A 19,033-nucleotide genomic window follows, 5' to 3' on the forward strand; every position below is an offset into this window, starting at 1 on the left:
AGAAAAAAAATCATCTCGCGATTAGATCTCTTTCAAGATGCCTTTTACAAGTCCGATAAAGGTTGTTTTCACTTGCGCAGCCACTTCAATAACTTCATCATGACTTAACGGCTGATTCAGAATACCACAGGCCATATTGGTCAGACAGGAAATGCCTAGTACCTTCATACCGCCATGAATGGCAACAATGGCTTCAGGTACCGTCGACATCCCCACTGCATCCGCACCCATCGTACGAATCATGCGAATCTCCGCTGGTGTCTCATATGCCGGGCCACTCCACCATGCATAGACACCTTGTTGCAGGCCAACATTCTGCTCTTCTGCAACCTTAAGGGCAATGCTGCGCAGTTCGCGATTGTATACCTGTGATACGTCTGGGAAACGAACACCCAGTTCGGCGTTATTCGGTCCCATCAACGGGTTATTGCCTACCAGGTTAATATGATCTGTAATGAGCATCAGTTGACCCGGCTCAAAGCTTGTGTTGATGGCTCCGCAGGCATTGGTGATAAGCAATTGCTCGACACCCAGCGCCTTCATGATCCGAACGGGGAAAGTCACTTCGTCTAGTGTAAAACCTTCATAATAATGAAGGCGGCCTTTCATCGCTACAACCGTTTTGCCCATCAGTTCACCAATAACCAATTCATTGGCATGACCAATAGCCTCCGATTGGGCGAAATACGGAATATCTGTATACGGAATAACGGTCGCATTTTCAATCTCGTCCGCGAGCGCTCCCAGTCCGGAACCCAGGATCATGCCTACGGCAGGTTTGGTATGGATTCGGTTTAATATGTAATCTCTTGCTTCCTGAATATGTGCGGATTGATGCATAATGATATCCTCCTGATGATCTGAATTGAGTAACGAAAACTGAGTTAATGAGGTGTTACTCATCAAGTGTAATGAACAATGGTCTTGATGTAAATGGAAGCTGTTCTATATCCAATTAAAAAACGACCCTATGCTCCAGGATCGTTTAAAAACATGGACATACCCTATTCCAATGTATATTTGTTTCTACTTTTCATGTAATCAATTGTCATGATCAGCAACAGCATCAATGTAGCAAACATCAGCGGTTTGGCAAAAGTACCTTCTTCAAAAATATAATAACTAAATGTAAAATTTCCGGCAAAAGTAATTAAATAGTTTCGGATGTAATCCATCTTCTCATCTCATTTCAGGAAAGAATTTGGTTCACTATTTCTTCAACCCTATCATAAACTTCCATTTAAATCCATATTTTTATCATCCATACAAATCAACGCCTTAATCATGCACGAGATAGCCCTACTGTACAATCTATATGGAGTACAGCAAAAAACCGGCCACATCGTGACCGATTCTCTCCACTTCCCTGATGTTCAGGACATAGGGTTAATGATACGCCAAAATGATTCCTTAGGCTGCAACTGCTGATCAAAAACAAAGGGCCAGTTTTTGCGTCCGCGTACCGGGAAATGGTCTAACCAGGTATAATTGTCCGCTACTCCCCAGAATGTCACAGAGGTAATGGATGATTTATACTCACGGAACAAATTAAAGATTTCTTCATATCGACGCTCCTGTAGCTCAGCCATCTCCGAAGTTGGCGCGGTGAGGTCCGTTCGACGATCCTCATAACGAAACACCGACATATCCAGCTCCGTAACATGCAACTGTACATCCAGTGAAGCATAACGCTCAATAGCCATTCGGATCTCCTCAATCGAAGGACCATGAATATTCCAATGCCCCTGCAACCCAATCCCGTGTACAGGCGCTCCCTTGTCAAGCAAAGACCGAACCAGATTGTAGATCTTCTCCCGTTTGACCGGATCTGTCTCATTGTAGTCATTATAGAAAAGAAGCGCATTTGGATCAGCTTCATGAGCCATACTGAACGCTTGCAGCAGATAATCTTCCCCCACCAGCTCTAACCACTTCGTATCCCGCATGAACAGGTCGGTCTTATCTTCAACAGCTTCATTGACGACATCCCACGCATATATTTGCCCCTTATACCGACCTACTACCGTATCAATATGTTGCTTCAAGCGAGATAATAATAGCTCTCTGGAAGCAGAAGCACCTGAGTTATCCTCAAAGACCCATTTCGATGTTTGATTATGCCAGACCAAGGTATGTCCGCGAACCGCAATCCCTTGGGCAACAGCAAAATCAACAATTTTATCCGCCGCCTCAAAATTATAACGATCCTCTTCCGGGTGAATTTCTTCAAATTTCATCTGATTTTCAGCCGTGATGCTATTGAAATGTTTGGCGATGAAATCCCCTTCGGACTGCAACATTCTGGTATGTACAGCAGCACCTATTTTGAACGTATTGGCATAAGCAGCATGTAGTGATGGAATTTCGGTTGGCATTTACAATTCCTCCCTGCCATTTTTTATCCATCATATCGTTTGTTGAATACGCTTACAATGAACAAATTATACTTCTTCCCCCTCATATTTAACTATTTATGATCCTCGGCCCTGTTCGCACAACAAAAACACCTCCACGTATGTTCCACTGCTCATCGCAACAGAACATTTCTCGGAAGGTGTTTTGTGATCGGATTTTCAGTTAAATTCAACTCATGTACCAAAGAGGGTATGAAGCGTTACAGCTTGTCCACCTGTAACAAGGTCACCTGTTTCACTGTGCATGCCGGGTTAATTTGCTCCTCGGACAGAATGTTCAGCTTGATGAGGCTTTTCAGCTTATGGCTGTCTACCTTGGATAACAATCGCCAGATGTCCGGGTCTGGAAGAGAAGCATACAGCTTCTGATCATCGTATTCCTTCCGGTTCTGAAGCACTGTTTTCACGGTGTAACCACCAACCTGCGTCTCATACACCCCTTGTTCTACACAATACGCGACAATCTCATCTCGTAGTACAGACAGCTGCTGCTCAATATCTTTTTGCTGCTGCTTCAGGTCAAAGTAAGTTTGTACTTTCTGCTCCATATCGATCACGCTCCCTACTATCATAGGTATGCGAGGATCGCTAGTTTAGGACTGGCTGTTTATTTTAATTAAAAAAAGTGGTCTTTCTATTACTTAATCGTATACTATCTCATTGTGTATCCCCGTATTACGATTGCAGCAGGTGTTCATTTAAATATGGATTATGGACAGCCATACTGTGAACCCTTTCCATTACATCTGGCCCCATGGGTACATCCCCAACACGCCTTAACAGAATCCAGCGCAGGCAAGCTATTGCTCCAAAAATCTGTTCCTCTTCCAGCGTGTACGTATAACTGGCAGAACGTGCAAATTGAGCGTGATACATCTCGCCGTAACTTTCTCCATTATAGATGTTGATCAGAAACACAGACCATGCCATATCGTACCTTGGATCACCATATTGCCCATTAGTCCAATCGATGATGGTGTAATGGTCGTCCATCTCAAGAATGTTTCCCAGATTATAATCGCCATGAATCAAGCGGTCCTGTCTGATCTGGACCTGCTGAATCAAGTTTGCCAGAAGATCATTTATATCGTCATGTAATTCAATTTGAGGAAAAAAGTATTGAACAAAATCGTACCTGAATATGTATTCTTCATCTTCACCAGTACCCACTTCATTCACCGGATAACGATGGACCTCCATTAATCGCTCAGCCAAATGTGTCAGTTTGGTTTGTGTTAATTGGGTAACGGGCTTTCCATCATAGCTCGTTAACAGCACTTGATTCTCTTGCTCGTCTAATCCCCAACCGTAGGGTTTGGAAACACGAATTCCACTTTGATAAAGCTTGGACAATAATCGATATTGTCTGGCGATATCCGGTTTGGAATCCTTGTCCCAGACTTTCAATACGTACCGCTGATCTTCCGTTTCAATTCTCATCACACTGGCTTCCAGTCCAGGTGGCAAGGAAATGATCTGATACTCCTGTTCAATCACCTGCTGGATATGTTCATCCAGTTCTATCCAATTCATCTGGCTAAGTTGAATTGTCATCGTTTCCCCTTCTTCCGTGTTATGAACGCCTCTCCTGGTTAGTCAGATATAATCAGGCCTTTGCCAATGACATTAGCGGATACCGGCTGCTTGCCCAATTCTCTCGCCCATACGGATAACTGTCCCATATGGTGAATCTCATGGGCAATCACATGTCGCATAACTTCTCCCCATGAATCTGTACTGGCCTTGCCAGCTGAGCGATGATCGATATAAGCTCTTTTTTCCATACTCGAATCCCAGGCTGTAACAAATGCCTCCACATCAGGACGTAACTTGCGATCGAGTTGCCTTACTGCCTCAAGATTCTGGTAGTTTGCAAAATCTTCTGCATCATCCGGTTTGCCCTGAAGCAACTGAAGCCAGCTCCACTCTACATCAATGATATGAAATAATGTTTCTAATATGTTGCCTACTCCGCCTGTGCGAGGCCGAAGCAATTCTTCAAGCGATACATCTTCACACCACGCATACCATTGCTCACGTACCATCCAGTTATAACGAAAGAATGTTTCCATTGGTATATTCCCCTTTATCGGCTATGTTTTTCAGAGAGCTTTGATCAATTCTGTATTGGCAAAGGTTTCATCAGAATGTTCAAGATCACCATAAATTCCGCTGACCTGATTGAATCCGGATTTGATCCAAAAACGTAAAGCATGCCAATTTTTGAGCGCTACGTTGATTCGAATTTCCTTGTAACCAAGTTTGGAAAATTGACGCGTCAACGCCTGAATTAATTCTTGTCCATATCCCTGCTTCTGGATCTCGCTATGGATATATAAAAATTCGAGATAGATCGAATCCTCGGAGGGATACCCATGGTACACACTTAACAAACCAATATAGCGGTCATCCTCATTCGTGCGAATGGATTGAATTCGATAATTCTCCAGCCTGCCTCCTGGCGGAAGGTGGCCTTCTTCAAAACATTCTTTCACATAGTTCCGATCATGCTCTTGTCCATCCCATTGATGCAAGTACCGACTGGTCTCATATATGGACTCAAGTTCAGGAATATCAGATTCTTCCACATTCGAGACAATAAGTCGGTCTGACTTCCATTCTACTGGAAGTTGTTTCATCGTAATCACTCCATCTTTATATTCTATATAAAGTTGCACTATTGAATATTTACACTTACCACTCCGATGACAGAACAACCTTCCGATCGCTGTTATCCCCAGATTTTTTTGATTCCTTTTATAAAGTTAAAATCCGGGGATAAAGGCGAACACTCCGCTTCTTCAGGTCCTTTCTGTCCTCTCCGTTTTGTGTAAATATTCAGTTCAATTTATTTAGTTAATTTCTTTTTTATATACAAGATTACATGAATTCCTGCATAAATAAACAGGACATTGAACAAATATAGAAGTACATTTAAATAGATGCCAGATATAAACCAGATTGTTCCCTCAGAATTAGCATAATGATAATCCGTAAAGAATCGGATCGGGAAACCATACTCTGTTCGGAGCGGTCCATCTTCAGTATGTAAAGTTCCAGGAATACATAGGATGGCTAATACAGCAAGCCAGGCTGATAGATTCATTATTCTTTTGTTAATCGTCAATACCTCTCCTCCTTATTCAACACTAACGGTATCTTCACCAAAATACGTCCCTTCCAACTTTTGATCCATAAAGTCTCTTAAGTCCTTTTGATCAAGTTTATATTTCGTATCTCTATTAAATCTGCTTTTTGTGGATACTATAATCTGTTTCCGATTGTATTGAATTGTAACTTCAGCGTTATGTTTTAATTTTAAAGCAATTCCTGCACTCATGCTTCCTGTGACATCATCTACTGGTATTTTGGCTGATTCCGGGGCTGCATTCAGCCAGCCGACTATACGGCTAATGTCTTCTTTACTTAACGTAACATTGTCAATGCTAACGTGTGCTCCACCGTCGCCTGTCCTGGTGTACACAACTATGCTCATCTCTGTGCTTATCACTTGATTTCTCGAAATCGGCTTATTTGGATCTGGATTACTCGTGATTAGAAAATACAGAAACATAATTGCCGCACCTATGAAAAACCAGAATCGCCTACGTATTCCTAGCATTACAGCGCATTCTCCGTATCCACCACGTTGGCAAACAGTCTCAGTACCGTATTGTGATGTGCAATAATCTGCTCTGCTTGAAGCGTCTTTGAATTCCATGTGCTGTGCGCATCTTGAACCAGATTGACCGTGTATCCCAGACTGTAGGCTCTGCGGCAAGTCGTGTCTACACATACCTCGGTCTGCATTCCCGCGAGTATCAACTCCGTCACGCCGTTTTCTTGCAATTTCAGATGCAGATTGGTTTCGTGAAATGAATCCGGTTTCTCTTTTTCGATCACGAGGTCACCAGCACTAGGTGTAATGGACGGATGAATGACCCATCCCGGAGTTCCTCGTTCCAGTGGACTGCCTGCCCCTTCGCAGTGCTGGATATATATGATGGAATGCCCTGCTTCACGGGCCCTGGCAATTAACACCTGGATCTTCTGAAGCAATCGTTCCCCCTGATATACGGGATCTGCTTCATCAAACATCGCTACCTGTACGTCAATGATGAGAAGTGCACAATGCGTTGTCATTTTGCTTTCCTCCTGACAAATCAATTTAATTCAACTCTTTTTTCTTCGTACCTTTAACAAAACTTCCAATCCCATATCAATCAGTACAAATAGGATAGCGGCAAGAACGCCAAATAAGGTCAGAACTAACGTCTCTTTGAAATCCAAGATTGCTTCTCCTGCGCCCATGACCAGATAATAGATGTACATGCCTAAAACTCCAGCACATGCATAGCCTAATATCCTCGTACTTAGATACAACACATGATTAGAGAATTGTATTCGGCTGAGCAGGTAGTCCAGCAATATCGATAAAGGTAGCCCGATCAACAGGATCAAGGGAGTCGCGTATACCAGATAAATAAGAATATAAAAATCAAAACTGTAGGATTCATTCATCGATATGAGACTTGCAGCCAAAGTAAAACAAATGATGGTTAGAACGGTTGTCATCAGCTTTCTTCCCATGTTCATCTCATCACTCCAATACAGTTATCTCTATTCATTGGATGTGCTCATGCGTCAGATTTTGCCGGTTGCCATCCGATATCTTGAGACCAACGATGCGCTCTCTGTAATATGCTCCACACCATTGGTCCTTTTCCTTCAACATATTTGGGACGCTGATCTTTATACAGTGACATAAGTCTGTGCTTTTCTTCTGCATAGTTCAAACAATCTTCTGGATGCTCCCTTAAATAGTCTCTGAACAGCAAGGTCATCTGCTCGGAGAAACTACCTGCCTGTCTAACGTGTATATGTATCCTTCTGCTTCCGGGCACTTCCCGAAAGTAACGTTTAGTCTTATCTGGATTTTCTGCTCTGAATACAAATCCGACGGTTTCGATCTCACGTTTGTAGTCCAACAAATTTTCATACTGCGAAACAGATAGTTGTATATCTATGATGGGTTTGGCGTCTATTCCCACAATTGAAGTGGACCCAACATGATCAATCCGCACGGCCTTTTCTCCTAACGCTTCTCTTAATTTCGAACCCGTTTCGAGAAACAAATTACGCCATGCCGGATCATACTTTGCAATTCTCCATTGATCCTCCATACAACTCCTCCTTGGTTATCCAATCAAGCTTTATAATTAAATAACACGTTCTTTTAACCTTTTGTTACATGTAGATTATTTAGTGATGCCATATTGATATCATGCAAAATCATCATTGTTTATCCCTAGTTCTATTTGTTTTTTGGATTCAATCATGTATTCGTACACATCATCAATTTCTGTTATCCCTTTAATTTTCTCTTTTAACAGTTCAATAATTAATTGATTTTCACTCTCTCGCATCTTTATATCTTTCAAATAGTTATCGTTATAGTCATTCATAAAATCTAATTTGTTCTTATAAAATCGAAATCTCTCCAAAACATATACTTCCTTAAGATTAATAAATAATGCTACAAAATCCTTAAAGTTTCTGGCAACTAAAGTTACTTGATTACCAAACGCCGTAGGTTGGATAAAGATAACCGGAGCTTCTTCCAAATCACTAATGGATCTGTTAAACGTGAAAAAAGCAAAATGGTCACCATCTGCCCCTGTTCTTCCAAATATAATGGCATCATCTGGCGTACAATAGTATCGATCATCATCATTGTTAAAACTAATATAAAACCCCACATAATCATGAAGGGTCGCATCATGTTGTTTACGTAATTCCTTATCTATTCGAACGATGCCTTCTAATGATTCCGGCATTTTATAATGTACTTCCACGTTTGCATACCTCTCTTCTATTGGCATTGATTAATATATCTATATTTTGACACAAATTAAAAAAAAGAGAAGGACCCTTAGGCCCTCCCCTTAACTTCTTAATGATAATCACACTTGAAATTTGTAAACTCAGCTGAAGTATCTTGCCCGCTCGCGTATAACCCAATAAGTACGCCCGTAAAACCTCCTGCCACCTCCGAGGATAGGTATCTCGTCTGTGCCGTGCCCAGCAGAACCTCTTCACCATCTGCTGCTTGAAACAGGAAACTGTAGCGTTCTTGGCTTGATCGGATCACCAGCGTTGCATACTGTTTATTTCCCAGATCCACTTCATGTTCTATCGATTTGATATCACCGATATTTAGACGCTCGACCACCTTATAACCGTTCTGCTGCCCACGAATAGCCACTTCATAATGATGATTCTCATCCATGTAGATCGTGATCCCGGCTTCTCCAATTGTCAGACTAATATCAACTGAAATTGTTGCATTAAAGTCTTTTTGACGTAGCCCGATGAACGTCGGGGATGCCGGAACGTCCAGCGTTACATCGGTTCCTGTTAGCGTAAGCTTGTCTGATTCGAGCTGGTAATGCTCTGTATTTGGATGACGAAGGTAACACCAGTCGAGGTTCCAGTCTGTATTTTCAAACGTATAATTCTTCTTATCCTGCTGGATCACCGTATCCGGGATACGATTGGTCTCAAAACTCGTCAGTGTTGTGCCTTCATGCCCGGCTGTAAACCATCCGTCTTCACCAAACGTAATTGGAGTCAGAAATACTTCTCGGCCCAGATGATGGTACGTAGCCCATCTGCCAATCTGTCGGAATCCCAGGTGAAAGAGCCACCAGTTCCCCCGATCATCCTGAACCACATCACCATGCCCTACTCCCTGGAGCTCATATCCGCCCAGATTACGGTTGGTTAGAACTGGATTTTTCGCATAGGCCTCGAACGGTCCTGAAGACGAAGTTCCCCGGGCATACGTTACCATGTGACCATACTCGGTGCCGCCTTCGGCTGCAAGCAGGTAATAATAACCGTTCATTTTATAGAGATGCGGACTTTCCAGATATCGTCCACCTGTTCCGTTCCATATCGAACGACTCGGGGTCAGTTTGCGGCCAGTTTCAATTTCAAGCTCACACTGAACAATTCCGCCAATGCCTTCATCATCCACCCCGTTACTCATAAACAAGGTTTTTCCATCTTCAAAATACAAATCGGGATCAATCCCGCCTTGATCCACATAAATAGGCTCAGACCATTCTCCGTAGATATCGTCCGTCCAGACATAGAAATTCTGATGCGTCGTATCATTCGTTGTGACCATATAAAAACGCCCGTTATTGTGCCTGATGGTTGGGGCAAATACACCCCCGGAGCTATTCACCGTCTCGAGCTGAATTTGGCTTTTACGAGTCAGGCAGTGACCAATCTGCTTCCAATTCAGCAAATCCTTGCTTTCAAAGAGCGGTACGCCCGGAAAATATTGAAAAGAACTACACACCATATAGTAGGTATCGTACACCTTAATCACACTAGGGTCTGGATAAAAACCTTTCACAACAGGGTTATTGTATTTCATTACTCCACTCCATCTCTTATTATAAAATTCACATATATAAGAATTCAACTTGGTAACAACTACAAAAATTAAACACCATCGGGCATTAACTTGCAATGAATCTGGATTGCATCTTGGAGTTAATTTCATTAAATTAATATATATGTGATTTTAGAAGATTGAGGGTAGGGAGTTGTAGAGATGATCAAAGCAAATGGGGAGCCCCAGTTCCTTCCTTTATATGAGGCGCTGGCAAGCGAAGTCAGATGGAGAATCATGGATATGATTGCAGATCGCGAAATGAATGTGAAGGATATTGCGGCAGCCCTAGAGCTTAGCCCCTCCATTGTCACGATGCATATTCGCAAACTGGAGGATGCGGGTCTAATTGGGAGCAGACGAGTTCGGATAAACGGAGGGACGCACAAATTATGTTACCTCAAGCAAAATCAGATTGAGATCGAGCTGCCATCCCCAAGCCAAACTTCACGAACCAGAGAACAGACGATAGCCGTGGGACACTACACTGCTTTTGATATTCACCCTACCTGTGGGCTAGGAACACTTGAGAAAGAAATCGGCGTATGGGACGATCCACGTTACTTCCTTGATCCTGAACGTGTTCACGCCGCTATCTTGTGGTTTGGGAAGGGCTATGTTGAATATAAAACACCTAACTTTGTACTACCGGATCAGACAACTGATGCTATTGAAATTTCGATGGAACTGGCGTCTGAAGCTCCGGGATTGCGAGATCATTGGCCTTCGGATATTCGTTTCACCTTCAATGGCATTTCACTTGGAACGTGGACAAGCCCTGCCGACTTTGGCAGAGCAGCACGCGGCAAATATACGCCGGAATGGTGGCATCGCAATGTGAATCAGTATGGATTATTGAAGACCATCCGCATTGATGCCTCCGGTACGTATATGGATGGTGAGCGGATGTCAGACGTTACTCTCGCGGATATTAAGCTTAGCGAACCGTTCTGGACGCTTCGCTTCACAGTTGACGAGGAAAGCCCCAACGTAGGGGGATTAACGATCTATGGTGCCGGTTTTGGTAACCATGATCAGGATATTGTTATTCGTGTACTTCAGATCTGAAGTAACCACTGAGGGGAGGTGGTGATATCATCAGATCTGGCATTAGAAAAATAACCTGTCTATGTGTTAGCAATCATTTTGTGTCTGGAACCACTTTCTTAGCTGATTCATATGAGCTTGATGATAACGGTTATGGTCAGCCATATGCCATAATCCCCAACGTACCGTAGCTTGCTTTTCGTTCTGATGTCCAAAAGTAACTACTCGATTTAGGTCAGCATCTGCTACTTGTGTGCAGGTTTTTTTCAGAAGGGTTAATATACCCTCATATTGAGAGATAAGTATGTCACGTGACACACCTTGAACCAGCGGAAGTCTATTATTTTCATCAATCATGGGACCATATTCCTCTATTAATGGCTGCGGAAGGGCAACTCCCTTTATTCTATAAACCCAATTCATATCAACAAACGTAATATGTCGTATTAATTGAGCTGTACTATTAAACTGGTTCTGTTCCCCTTTGTAATCTACCTCTTCTTGCGACATCCCCTCAGTAATCGATTTAAGTCGCTCACTATTCTCTCTTACTGCCGAAAATAACATTCCAACAATAGGTTCCATATTTGCTTCACCTTGTAAATCGTAAATCATAGCATCCCTCCTCGCTTGAATACATGTCTATTTCGCTGACTCTCTGTTCAGTCTTTGATTTAATTCCCAGATTGCTACTCTATTACTATCCCATTTAAGTATTTCACGAGCTTCTTCATAAGCCACCCATTTATATTCTGAGTGCTCATTGGATAAAGACAGATCCATTTCATCCAGTTCTACTCCAAAGCAATACTCAGGAATAACAAATGTATCAGGTCCCCACATAAAATAACCAACCACATCTACCACGGAGTGAGTCGATCTTGAATTAAGACTCCTGTATTTACTATTTAAAGGGATACCCGCCTCTTCAAATGCTTCTCTCATAGCTGCTTCTAATGGTTTTTCTTCATCTTCCCCTCCCCCAGCTATGCCCTGCCAGTAACCTTCTCTTGATCTTCGAAAGATAGCGTATGCATAGTCATTTGAATCTTTCAACCTGGTATAAGGAAAAACTAATATTTGAAATGGTGCTCGAGACACAAGTACATCCCTCCTCTTTACCCTCGTTCTTTTAACAGGTCCTTAATCTCCCTTAACTCTGATAATATTTCTTTGGTGTGCTGGCTATTTTTTGAGTTATCTATTCCAACTTTCACAACATAAATACCGAGGAACAGATACACCACCAACATAATGATCATTCCCATGTATATCTCTCCTTTCCAAAGTAGCAGCACATTGCTACGAACGTTTACTATCCTCTCTCTCCAACTGATTGCCATGGAATGCCTTCAAAATAAAAGCCCGATCTGGAACGTTCAACCGTTCATACGATTTCAGATACTCCCTGTTGTCATATGGAACGCCAATGAATTTCACATCCACTTTGCCCTCTTGGAGATCCACGATCCCATATCTGGCAATGGCAAGGTCGTTACAGCCTAAAGCTCCCGGATTCAGATATACTCTTTGATCTGTCTTATAATAATGAAGAATATGATAATGACCAAAACAAACCAAATCAAGGGCCGTCCCCTGATATCTTGCATCCAATTTGGTTCCGGATGGTTCTTTATCGATGACATCCAACTTGTCGTTGTTCATATGATAGTGAGTTAAAAGGAACCGATGTCCTTCTACCTCTTTTTCAACGAATTTCGGTAGAGCTTGAATTTTCTTGATCGATTCTGCACTCAAATGCCGACCAATCCATTCGTGATGCTCGGTCATGCCTTTGTGCCCTTCTAATGGACCCTTATTTTGAAGCAAACTCAATACGGCCTCTTCGTGATTTCCCGAAATCGCTATCATATTTTCGCGGCTGTACAACATCTCGATCACTTCATTGGAGTAAGGGCCAATACCGATCATATCCCCCAAACAAAACGTATGCTCAATGTCTTCTCTGGAATCAATATCAGCCAATACCGCTTGAAGCGCAGGAACATTCCCATGAATATCGGTTAAAATGGCAACCTTCATTGTGATTCCTCCTCAGGAATATACATCGTCTGAATCTCCTGTACGCCGGGAATAAAGCCCAGATTCAGATACACGGACTCCGCATCATTTCCTTGCATCACATACAATCGTAGAACGGGATACTTACCCTTAAGTTCATTTAATGCTCTCTGTAACATCAGTGTAGCAAGCCCTCTTCCTCTATAGGCCGGCCGAACCCCTATGCTGTATACGGCAGCCTGATTATCCTGCAGACAAAGACGACAGTTGGCAATAAGCTGCCCCGTTTCCTTATCGTATAAAAGTGTAGATGCCTGAGTTAGAATCTCATTCGTATAATTAGGGTCATCATTTGGAATAAAATCTGCGTACGTGGTATGTTTTCTTCGTGTAGCTTCAAGACTTCCTGCAAAACTCTCCAGGTCACATTGAGCAATCTCATCTTCATTCGCATATTTTCTATTTCCGGTTTCACTTTCAATAATCTCTGGACTAATCACGGTTACCCTGCTGTCCCATTCGATTTCAAAATGATCTGTCGGCCGCTGCATCCAGCGACATCTGAACTCCACTGGCCAGAATCCAGCTCTTGCATATAGATCAACTTGGTCTGGAAGAATCTCAAAGGTCAGAATACGTTTGGTGCGATCCGACCACTGTAATAATTTATGCTTCAGAAGCTTCAATACCTCAAAGCACTGCTGGAATGGCGGGACAAAAAATAAATGATACATCCGGTTAGGCTCCATTCTCACGCCACCTATTTTGCTTTCACCTTTGTAAATCCAGTACGCACTGATCTTGGAAGAACTGAACTCTTCTTCTCTGAAAAATCCGACATAACGCATATCATAATAAACCGTGCAATATAATCCCCATTCGGCAAAATCAGCTTTGCGAATCGAATATTCATCCGACAGATCATATTGAAGAATATCTGTAGACCACTCAGTTAACCCCATACGTCATTCCTCCTTAATTCTAATTAAATGAAAAACAATCAAATCATTTTTCTATACGCCACCCCGTGAACATGAATTAACACCTGCTGTGCTTCCATACGTTCGAAGAAATCCAACATGTCCTTAAACGGATTCTCGAAATACGAAGACTACCAAGGAAAACCTCTAATGTCTGCCCTGTTTCTGTATTCTTGAACATACAGTGCTCGCCGTGAACATCAAAATACCAATTTCCCGTTAATTCTTCTTCTCCGTGGATTACATCCGCATTGGTCAGCAGATGGTACGCACCTGCGAGGATTTCCGCCCGATCAGGCTGATCGGTTTCCAGTATCAGTTGGTCGATCAATTGCCGCGCGATTTTTTTGGTACATATCCATCACAGCCAACAATTCTTCCGTAATTTCCTGCGTTATCGCCTTCATAATTTCAGATCCTTTGCCCTTTCCAATGAAGATGAACTGCCAGACCTTGCGGTTAGCAAGGATATAATAACGTATCCAAAAAGTTGAACCGTAAATACAATGACAACAAACTCAACCATCATGCTGTTCGCTGCATTAAAATCATTCACAAGATCCACGAAAATCTTCCCAGGCCGGGATAATACATCCCACGAATTCCACCGATTAAATCTACCAATGTATACGCCTATACTGCTCAATAGCAAAATAACACCGACAACCATCATACTAATGTACTTATTTATTAATTTGTTTAACATTTCGTGGATCTGAATGATCGAACAAGTCGAGAGCAGCAATCCGATGATCGCTACGGCAAACGTCAGGGTGAGTCCATACCAAAAATCAATATTAACCCAAAATCTAACTTCCCCTTGAGCATCAAAATATCTGAATGAATGCAGAATCTCCGTAAAAAGGTAGGCCGCATTGGGCAGAAAAAAGAGCCATACTCCACACATCAGCCCCATACATATCATGCTCGTTGTGGTTAATTTCTTATTAAATATGTATCTAATGCAGGATGAGATGATGAATGGTACCCATGCCAGGAACATATCCCAACTTAAAAATCGATACATATTCGTATCTGATTGGGCACGTAAATACATCACAACACCTAGACAACAAAGAGTAGCCACGAGCAAAGTAACGATGAGTCGGAGGTCTTGAACCGGATGTTTGTTATCTTTCATTTCTTTGCTTCTACTTCCTTTTCGTTGATGAATGTTATAAGTTATAAATACTTTTTAAATGCCTTGCTGGATTCTCCGTTGTACCCCAATTTTGTATAAAAGTGATGTGCTTCGTTTCTGGATGATCCGCTGGTTAGAAACACCTTCACACAATTTTTCTGCACACATACATGCTCTATATGTTTCATCAATTCTGATCCGTATCCCTTGCTCTGCACATGTTCTGTAATGATAACCCGCTCAACTACGCCGAATGGTCTATTTTCCACCAAAGCATCCAGACAAATATGTAAATGAGCCGTGCCGATCACCTGATCACCCATTTCATAAACGAACAAGAAACTGTCTGGATTATTACGAACTTCTTCAATACGCTCTGCAAGCACCTTCGTGTTTAAGTTGTTCGGCAGTAATTCTTTATACAACCTTTCAATAACTGCTGCATCTCTAGCTTCCGCTTCTCTTATCATCAAACTCCCCCTCCTTGAGGTCTATCCACTAGATTTTCTTGATCAATATAATCTCCAAAGGTTGTGTATCCAGCAACAGAGCCCCTGCATCAACATACCCCAGCTTTCGATAGAAATGTTGGGCATGTTCGTCTGATTGCGTTGAAGTCATCACCGTATCGAAGCCTTGTTTCTTCATTAAACTTTCCCAGTGATGCACCACTTTTTTGCCATATCCGCCGTTTCGATAGGGTTCATCAATCCAGATCATATTCATGAAGGGAAGGTTGTCCCAAAAGTACCCGTACCTCATCCATCCAACTCTTGATCCCTCGTCCTCGTCCCATAGGATGAATACTTCTTTCTCACTAATCTTCATTTTCACAAGTGGCTGATGGATATGCCGATCTCTTTCAATGATATAGTCGTAGTCGGCTTCCGTTGCATATTCAATCTTCATTGGAACTGCCCCCTTCATTAACTACGTCCATCATAACCCAAAATGTGGTATATGCGAACAGTTCCTTCCTCTTTTTCTCCCACACAAAAAAGCCACGGTTTCCCATGGCTCCAGCCGCTCTATTTTCCTCAATCCGATGTCGATCCGCTGACCAATTGCCCCTTGTACCATACGGCCTGCCGCGCAGATCGCCGTGCAACGGCTTCCGCCGAACAACTTGCATGCACCAATACAAAACTCGCGGTGTCGCCTACCTTCGGCCAGACTTGTTCCCCTTGTGAATCCAGCGGTGTAATACCACCTGTTACCCATGCCAAAGATTGAGACAAGGACAATTCGTCACAATATCCGTACAGTTCTGCGAAGCGTCCTGCTTTCTCTAACAGATCTCCATTGCCAAAAGGAGACCAATGATCCGTCAGGCTGTCTGTTGCCAGCTTCACGTTCACGCCCATACGGTGGAGCATGGGAAGAGGCATCATCGTTCTGCCCATGGGCACCGTGGAAGCAATGCTCATCCCGAGCGAAGCCATTCGCTGCGCCATATCTTCTGCTTCCTGCTGCTCTGCGCGGGCGAACCAGAACGCATGACTCACGGTAACTTTACCCTGAAGCCCTGCTGCTTCGGTCAGATTAGCCAGTTCCAGCAGCGTTTGTGTGCCGGCCTGCCCTCCATCATGCAGATGTATGTCTATACCCGCCTGGTGCTGAACAGCCAGTTCAACCATGGCGTTCAATGATTTCTCAATCTGTTCATCCACCGTATGAGGATCAAGACCGCCCACATGCGTTGCACCTTCCTGCATAGCTTGGGCCATAAGCTCCACTAAATTCGAGCGAAGCAGTCCATGTTGCGGAAAAGCCACGATCTCCGAAGAGATTTTACCCGAAAATGATTCCAGAGCCTGCCTTGTCGCTTCCAGTCTTTTCAATCCACTGACGGGTTCTATATTACAATGACTACGTACATGAGTGGAGCCGTATCCCTGGATCAAGGTCAGAATACTCTCCGCTTGACGCTGGGCATCTGGTAGCAGCTTGGGCAACAGAACCTTCTCTTCTTCAATACGTTCGAAAATACTGGAGATACGTTTAACGGCTGTCCACGGCCCATCGTAGTAGGTTTTATCCAGATGAATATGTGCCTCCTCGAACGAAGGTAACAGCAGAAGTCCCTTGGCATCTACTTGTGGTAGATCGCTAGACAGCGGGTTGTTTCCTTCCACAATATCCGCAATCACTCCATCTTCAATCCGCAGATGAGCGGGGCTTGTCCGTGTCCCCGTCACCTGTTGCCCTTCCCGAATATAACTCCGCTCCACAGTCACGTTTGTTAACCAATAAGCCTGCTTCATCATGTCGTCCCTCTTTCCTTACCCGGCATTACGTCCCCCGGATACCAATTGATCTATGATCCATGGTACCATACGGTTTCACCGGGCAAAAATACGTAAAAGGTTGGTGTTCTATATGCGGAACGTTTGCATTACGCTACCTTACATACATGCAAAAAACAGGCACAATATGTGCCTGCCCTCTATAATCGCCTTAATCTTCTTGATTACGCGAGTCTATTAGAAATGAAACCTCGCATGCCCTCCATCGGTCACGCCTTCAATCTGTTCGATATCCAGCAGTCTGCGCTTCATCTCCAGGCCTCCCCGGAACCCGGTCAGCTTGCGATTAGCCCCAATAATGCGGTGGCACGGTAGCAGAACCGGAATTGGATTGGCTCCATTTGCAGCACCAACCGCTCGCACAGCCGAAGGTCTTCCAATCGCAGCGGCAATGTCACCATAGGTCCGAATTTCACCGTAAGGCACACGCCCTAACTCTCTCCATACCTCCTGCTGGAAGTTCGTTCCGATCAAGTCCAGTGGGATCGCTTCTGTATAAGTCATGGGCTCTCCTGCAAAATAGGACTGCAACCAGTTCATCATACCTGTTTGTTTCAGAGCATCCTCGTTCTCTTCCAGTTCCACGCCAGGTGCAACTTTCTGTATCCAGCCGTTCCAATCTTCCAATGTTTCGTTGGGCATAACCACTCGGCACAATCCCTGTTCCGTAGCGAGCAGCACCCATGGACGACCGTCCAACTGCATCGTGGTGTACATCAACTTATTTCTCATTCGTTTATCGCCCTCTCCCCGGTGGAATGCTTCAAGTTAGGACTAAGAGGTAACCTGCCTCTTCACCTTACGTTTCATACTGCGGATGATCTGCTTGCTCTCCGGATCAACGCGATAAGATTCCGTTATTTTCTGAAGTGCCTTATTATACGTAAAATCGTCCAGGCTATTATGGTTCAGATAACGCATAGTCACCTCAGGTTGTTTCACATAAGCCATTGAGATGGCCCAAGCAACTGCCATTTTGACATAATACGCCTCGTGCCTAATCTGATCCAATGCGGATAGAACCTGATCGATATATCGCTCATTCAGATAAAAATTCAACAGCATTACCACACCAAACCGGATTTCATATTCCTGATCTGATCTCAGATAGGGCTGCAAGAACGCCCACATGGGCTCCGAATGAACCTTCGTATATTTCAGTCCCGCACAGAAGCTGTCACACACCGACCAGTTGTCAATCTTGGGTACAAATGTTTCAATAGCCTTTAACAGTTCGTCCAGATCAGCCTGTACATGTCCAATGACCATCGCTTGCAACATCACTTCTTCAAAATATTCATCCTCTGCCGTTTCCAGATACGTGCGCCAGTCCCCGGCGGCAAGTTGCTTGGCAATTTTTCGTAAGGCTGGCAACCTGACACCTAGTACATTCGTGATGTTGGGAATAAGTGCAGCCGAGAATTTCTGATACTCCGGCTCAACCATGCTGAGCAATTGTGTTCTGATATCTACTTCCACTAGCGCATGTCCTCCTCGTCTGTTGCTGTACAACAAGTATATCCTTGCAGCGGCTGTTTGTAAGCCCATATCGAATGTTTGAGCAAGATTACAATATCCATTTTGGATATTCTCTTTTTCTCGATTTTGTTTAACCGCCAACCCATTTCGTTTAAAAATATGAAGCTGACCGTTTAGAA

26 protein-coding genes are annotated in these 19,033 nt (G+C 43.4%); 1 reads left to right on the forward strand and 25 read right to left on the reverse strand.

Annotation, left to right across the window (positions count from 1 at the left end):
- Positions 1-21: 21 nt before the first annotated feature.
- The 14 genes from MKZ13_RS23390 to MKZ13_RS23455 all read right to left on the reverse strand — a co-directional run bounded on the left by MKZ13_RS23390 (position 22) and on the right by MKZ13_RS23455 (position 9,861).
- Positions 22-840, reverse strand: a complete 819-nt coding sequence (locus tag MKZ13_RS23390; protein ID WP_339178615.1) for a purine-nucleoside phosphorylase — start codon at positions 838-840, stop codon at positions 22-24.
- Between the two features lie 164 nt (positions 841-1,004).
- Positions 1,005-1,175 carry a hypothetical protein gene (locus MKZ13_RS23395; protein ID WP_339178617.1) on the reverse strand — a complete coding sequence of 57 codons (171 nt, stop codon included), beginning with the start codon at positions 1,173-1,175 and terminating at the stop codon, positions 1,005-1,007.
- A gap of 198 nt (positions 1,176-1,373) precedes the next feature.
- Complete coding sequence (locus MKZ13_RS23400) at positions 1,374-2,375, reverse strand: endo-1,4-beta-xylanase (RefSeq protein WP_221824637.1); 1,002 nt, start codon at positions 2,373-2,375, stop codon at positions 1,374-1,376.
- A gap of 239 nt (positions 2,376-2,614) precedes the next feature.
- Positions 2,615-2,962 (reverse strand): hypothetical protein, encoded by a 348-nt coding sequence (locus MKZ13_RS23405; RefSeq protein ID WP_339178621.1) that lies wholly within the window; start codon positions 2,960-2,962, stop codon positions 2,615-2,617.
- A 127-nt stretch (positions 2,963-3,089) separates the two neighbouring features.
- Positions 3,090-3,968, reverse strand: coding sequence for an aminoglycoside phosphotransferase family protein (locus MKZ13_RS23410; protein ID WP_339178623.1), 879 nt, complete (start codon positions 3,966-3,968; stop codon positions 3,090-3,092).
- A 38-nt stretch (positions 3,969-4,006) separates the two neighbouring features.
- Positions 4,007-4,486 carry a DinB family protein gene (locus MKZ13_RS23415; protein ID WP_339178625.1) on the reverse strand — a complete coding sequence of 160 codons (480 nt, stop codon included), beginning with the start codon at positions 4,484-4,486 and terminating at the stop codon, positions 4,007-4,009.
- Positions 4,487-4,516: 30 nt separating this feature from the next.
- Positions 4,517-5,053: a GNAT family N-acetyltransferase gene (locus tag MKZ13_RS23420; protein ID WP_339178627.1), complete on the reverse strand. Its 537-nt coding sequence runs from the start codon at positions 5,051-5,053 to the stop codon at positions 4,517-4,519.
- Between the two features lie 209 nt (positions 5,054-5,262).
- Positions 5,263-5,541 carry a hypothetical protein gene (locus MKZ13_RS23425; protein WP_339178628.1) on the reverse strand — a complete coding sequence of 93 codons (279 nt, stop codon included), beginning with the start codon at positions 5,539-5,541 and terminating at the stop codon, positions 5,263-5,265.
- Positions 5,542-5,553: 12 nt separating this feature from the next.
- Entirely contained in the window at positions 5,554-5,988 is a 435-nt protein-coding gene (locus MKZ13_RS23430) for a hypothetical protein (RefSeq protein WP_339178631.1), read from the reverse strand.
- 47 nt (positions 5,989-6,035) lie between these two features.
- The gene (locus MKZ13_RS23435) at positions 6,036-6,557 is read right to left on the reverse strand and encodes a cysteine hydrolase family protein (RefSeq protein ID WP_339178635.1); all 522 of its coding nucleotides are present in this window, start codon (positions 6,555-6,557) and stop codon (positions 6,036-6,038) included.
- Positions 6,558-6,587: 30 nt separating this feature from the next.
- A complete protein-coding gene (locus MKZ13_RS23440; RefSeq protein ID WP_339178638.1) occupies positions 6,588-7,010 on the reverse strand; it encodes a hypothetical protein in 423 nt (140 codons plus the stop codon).
- 41 nt (positions 7,011-7,051) lie between these two features.
- Positions 7,052-7,597, reverse strand: coding sequence for a GrpB family protein (locus tag MKZ13_RS23445; protein ID WP_339178640.1), 546 nt, complete (start codon positions 7,595-7,597; stop codon positions 7,052-7,054).
- Positions 7,598-7,696: 99 nt separating this feature from the next.
- On the reverse strand, positions 7,697-8,269 hold the full coding sequence (locus tag MKZ13_RS23450; RefSeq protein WP_091020301.1) for a hypothetical protein: 573 nt from the start codon (positions 8,267-8,269) through the stop codon (positions 7,697-7,699).
- A 98-nt stretch (positions 8,270-8,367) separates the two neighbouring features.
- Positions 8,368-9,861: a glycoside hydrolase family 43 protein gene (locus MKZ13_RS23455; RefSeq protein WP_339178643.1), complete on the reverse strand. Its 1,494-nt coding sequence runs from the start codon at positions 9,859-9,861 to the stop codon at positions 8,368-8,370.
- A gap of 180 nt (positions 9,862-10,041) precedes the next feature.
- Between MKZ13_RS23455 and MKZ13_RS23460 the strand changes: the two genes are divergently transcribed.
- Positions 10,042-10,947 carry an ArsR family transcriptional regulator gene (locus MKZ13_RS23460; RefSeq protein ID WP_339178645.1) on the forward strand — a complete coding sequence of 302 codons (906 nt, stop codon included), beginning with the start codon at positions 10,042-10,044 and terminating at the stop codon, positions 10,945-10,947.
- A gap of 66 nt (positions 10,948-11,013) precedes the next feature.
- Here MKZ13_RS23460 and MKZ13_RS23465 read toward each other — a convergent pair whose 3' ends face one another.
- From MKZ13_RS23465 to MKZ13_RS23515, 11 genes are all read right to left on the reverse strand, one after another.
- Positions 11,014-11,541, reverse strand: a complete 528-nt coding sequence (locus tag MKZ13_RS23465; protein WP_339178647.1) for a DinB family protein — start codon at positions 11,539-11,541, stop codon at positions 11,014-11,016.
- A gap of 27 nt (positions 11,542-11,568) precedes the next feature.
- Entirely contained in the window at positions 11,569-12,027 is a 459-nt protein-coding gene (locus tag MKZ13_RS23470; protein ID WP_339178649.1) for an NUDIX pyrophosphatase, read from the reverse strand.
- A 17-nt stretch (positions 12,028-12,044) separates the two neighbouring features.
- Positions 12,045-12,194, reverse strand: a complete 150-nt coding sequence (locus MKZ13_RS23475; protein WP_165790026.1) for a hypothetical protein — start codon at positions 12,192-12,194, stop codon at positions 12,045-12,047.
- 34 nt (positions 12,195-12,228) lie between these two features.
- Complete coding sequence (locus MKZ13_RS23480; RefSeq protein ID WP_339178651.1) at positions 12,229-12,969, reverse strand: metallophosphoesterase family protein; 741 nt, start codon at positions 12,967-12,969, stop codon at positions 12,229-12,231.
- Positions 12,966-13,910 carry a GNAT family N-acetyltransferase gene (locus MKZ13_RS23485; protein WP_339178654.1) on the reverse strand — a complete coding sequence of 315 codons (945 nt, stop codon included), beginning with the start codon at positions 13,908-13,910 and terminating at the stop codon, positions 12,966-12,968. Before MKZ13_RS23485 ends, MKZ13_RS23480 begins: the two co-directional genes overlap by 4 nt.
- Before the next feature lie 421 nt (positions 13,911-14,331).
- Positions 14,332-15,069, reverse strand: a complete 738-nt coding sequence (locus tag MKZ13_RS23490) for a DUF1361 domain-containing protein (RefSeq protein ID WP_339178656.1) — start codon at positions 15,067-15,069, stop codon at positions 14,332-14,334.
- A 41-nt stretch (positions 15,070-15,110) separates the two neighbouring features.
- Positions 15,111-15,539: a GNAT family N-acetyltransferase gene (locus MKZ13_RS23495; protein WP_339178658.1), complete on the reverse strand. Its 429-nt coding sequence runs from the start codon at positions 15,537-15,539 to the stop codon at positions 15,111-15,113.
- Positions 15,540-15,567: 28 nt separating this feature from the next.
- A complete protein-coding gene (locus MKZ13_RS23500) occupies positions 15,568-15,978 on the reverse strand; it encodes a GNAT family N-acetyltransferase (RefSeq protein ID WP_339178660.1) in 411 nt (136 codons plus the stop codon).
- A gap of 128 nt (positions 15,979-16,106) precedes the next feature.
- Positions 16,107-17,333, reverse strand: coding sequence for an amidohydrolase (locus tag MKZ13_RS23505; protein WP_339185440.1), 1,227 nt, complete (start codon positions 17,331-17,333; stop codon positions 16,107-16,109).
- A 219-nt stretch (positions 17,334-17,552) separates the two neighbouring features.
- The gene (locus MKZ13_RS23510) at positions 17,553-18,107 is read right to left on the reverse strand and encodes a methylated-DNA--[protein]-cysteine S-methyltransferase (RefSeq protein WP_221824667.1); all 555 of its coding nucleotides are present in this window, start codon (positions 18,105-18,107) and stop codon (positions 17,553-17,555) included.
- A 42-nt stretch (positions 18,108-18,149) separates the two neighbouring features.
- The gene (locus tag MKZ13_RS23515; protein WP_339185441.1) at positions 18,150-18,854 is read right to left on the reverse strand and encodes a DNA alkylation repair protein; all 705 of its coding nucleotides are present in this window, start codon (positions 18,852-18,854) and stop codon (positions 18,150-18,152) included.
- Positions 18,855-19,033: the final 179 nt, after the last annotated feature.

The sequence above is a fragment of the Paenibacillus sp. FSL R5-0701 genome (genome assembly GCF_037973995.1).
GTDB lineage: Bacteria > Bacillota > Bacilli > Paenibacillales > Paenibacillaceae > Paenibacillus.

What these genes read in the sequence shown, in the direction of transcription:
- MKZ13_RS23390 (WP_339178615.1), bottom strand. Translation starts at nt 840, where the DNA reads ATGCATCAATCCGCACATATTCAGGAAGCAAGAGATTACATATTAAAC.
- MKZ13_RS23395 (WP_339178617.1), bottom strand. Translation starts at nt 1,175, where the DNA reads ATGGATTACATCCGAAACTATTTAATTACTTTTGCCGGAAATTTTACA.
- MKZ13_RS23400 (WP_221824637.1), bottom strand. Translation starts at nt 2,375, where the DNA reads ATGCCAACCGAAATTCCATCACTACATGCTGCTTATGCCAATACGTTC.
- MKZ13_RS23405 (WP_339178621.1), bottom strand. Translation starts at nt 2,962, where the DNA reads ATGGAGCAGAAAGTACAAACTTACTTTGACCTGAAGCAGCAGCAAAAA.
- MKZ13_RS23410 (WP_339178623.1), bottom strand. Translation starts at nt 3,968, where the DNA reads ATGACAATTCAACTTAGCCAGATGAATTGGATAGAACTGGATGAACAT.
- MKZ13_RS23415 (WP_339178625.1), bottom strand. Translation starts at nt 4,486, where the DNA reads ATGGAAACATTCTTTCGTTATAACTGGATGGTACGTGAGCAATGGTAT.
- MKZ13_RS23420 (WP_339178627.1), bottom strand. Translation starts at nt 5,053, where the DNA reads ATGAAACAACTTCCAGTAGAATGGAAGTCAGACCGACTTATTGTCTCG.
- MKZ13_RS23430 (WP_339178631.1), bottom strand. Translation starts at nt 5,988, where the DNA reads ATGTTTCTGTATTTTCTAATCACGAGTAATCCAGATCCAAATAAGCCG.
- MKZ13_RS23435 (WP_339178635.1), bottom strand. Translation starts at nt 6,557, where the DNA reads ATGACAACGCATTGTGCACTTCTCATCATTGACGTACAGGTAGCGATG.
- MKZ13_RS23440 (WP_339178638.1), bottom strand. Translation starts at nt 7,010, where the DNA reads ATGAACATGGGAAGAAAGCTGATGACAACCGTTCTAACCATCATTTGT.
- MKZ13_RS23445 (WP_339178640.1), bottom strand. Translation starts at nt 7,597, where the DNA reads ATGGAGGATCAATGGAGAATTGCAAAGTATGATCCGGCATGGCGTAAT.
- MKZ13_RS23455 (WP_339178643.1), bottom strand. Translation starts at nt 9,861, where the DNA reads ATGAAATACAATAACCCTGTTGTGAAAGGTTTTTATCCAGACCCTAGT.
- MKZ13_RS23460 (WP_339178645.1), top strand. Translation starts at nt 10,042, where the DNA reads ATGATCAAAGCAAATGGGGAGCCCCAGTTCCTTCCTTTATATGAGGCG.
- MKZ13_RS23465 (WP_339178647.1), bottom strand. Translation starts at nt 11,541, where the DNA reads ATGATTTACGATTTACAAGGTGAAGCAAATATGGAACCTATTGTTGGA.
- MKZ13_RS23475 (WP_165790026.1), bottom strand. Translation starts at nt 12,194, where the DNA reads ATGGGAATGATCATTATGTTGGTGGTGTATCTGTTCCTCGGTATTTAT.
- MKZ13_RS23480 (WP_339178651.1), bottom strand. Translation starts at nt 12,969, where the DNA reads ATGAAGGTTGCCATTTTAACCGATATTCATGGGAATGTTCCTGCGCTT.
- MKZ13_RS23485 (WP_339178654.1), bottom strand. Translation starts at nt 13,910, where the DNA reads ATGGGGTTAACTGAGTGGTCTACAGATATTCTTCAATATGATCTGTCG.
- MKZ13_RS23490 (WP_339178656.1), bottom strand. Translation starts at nt 15,069, where the DNA reads ATGAAAGATAACAAACATCCGGTTCAAGACCTCCGACTCATCGTTACT.
- MKZ13_RS23495 (WP_339178658.1), bottom strand. Translation starts at nt 15,539, where the DNA reads ATGATAAGAGAAGCGGAAGCTAGAGATGCAGCAGTTATTGAAAGGTTG.
- MKZ13_RS23500 (WP_339178660.1), bottom strand. Translation starts at nt 15,978, where the DNA reads ATGAAGATTGAATATGCAACGGAAGCCGACTACGACTATATCATTGAA.
- MKZ13_RS23505 (WP_339185440.1), bottom strand. Translation starts at nt 17,333, where the DNA reads ATGAAGCAGGCTTATTGGTTAACAAACGTGACTGTGGAGCGGAGTTAT.
- MKZ13_RS23510 (WP_221824667.1), bottom strand. Translation starts at nt 18,107, where the DNA reads ATGAGAAATAAGTTGATGTACACCACGATGCAGTTGGACGGTCGTCCA.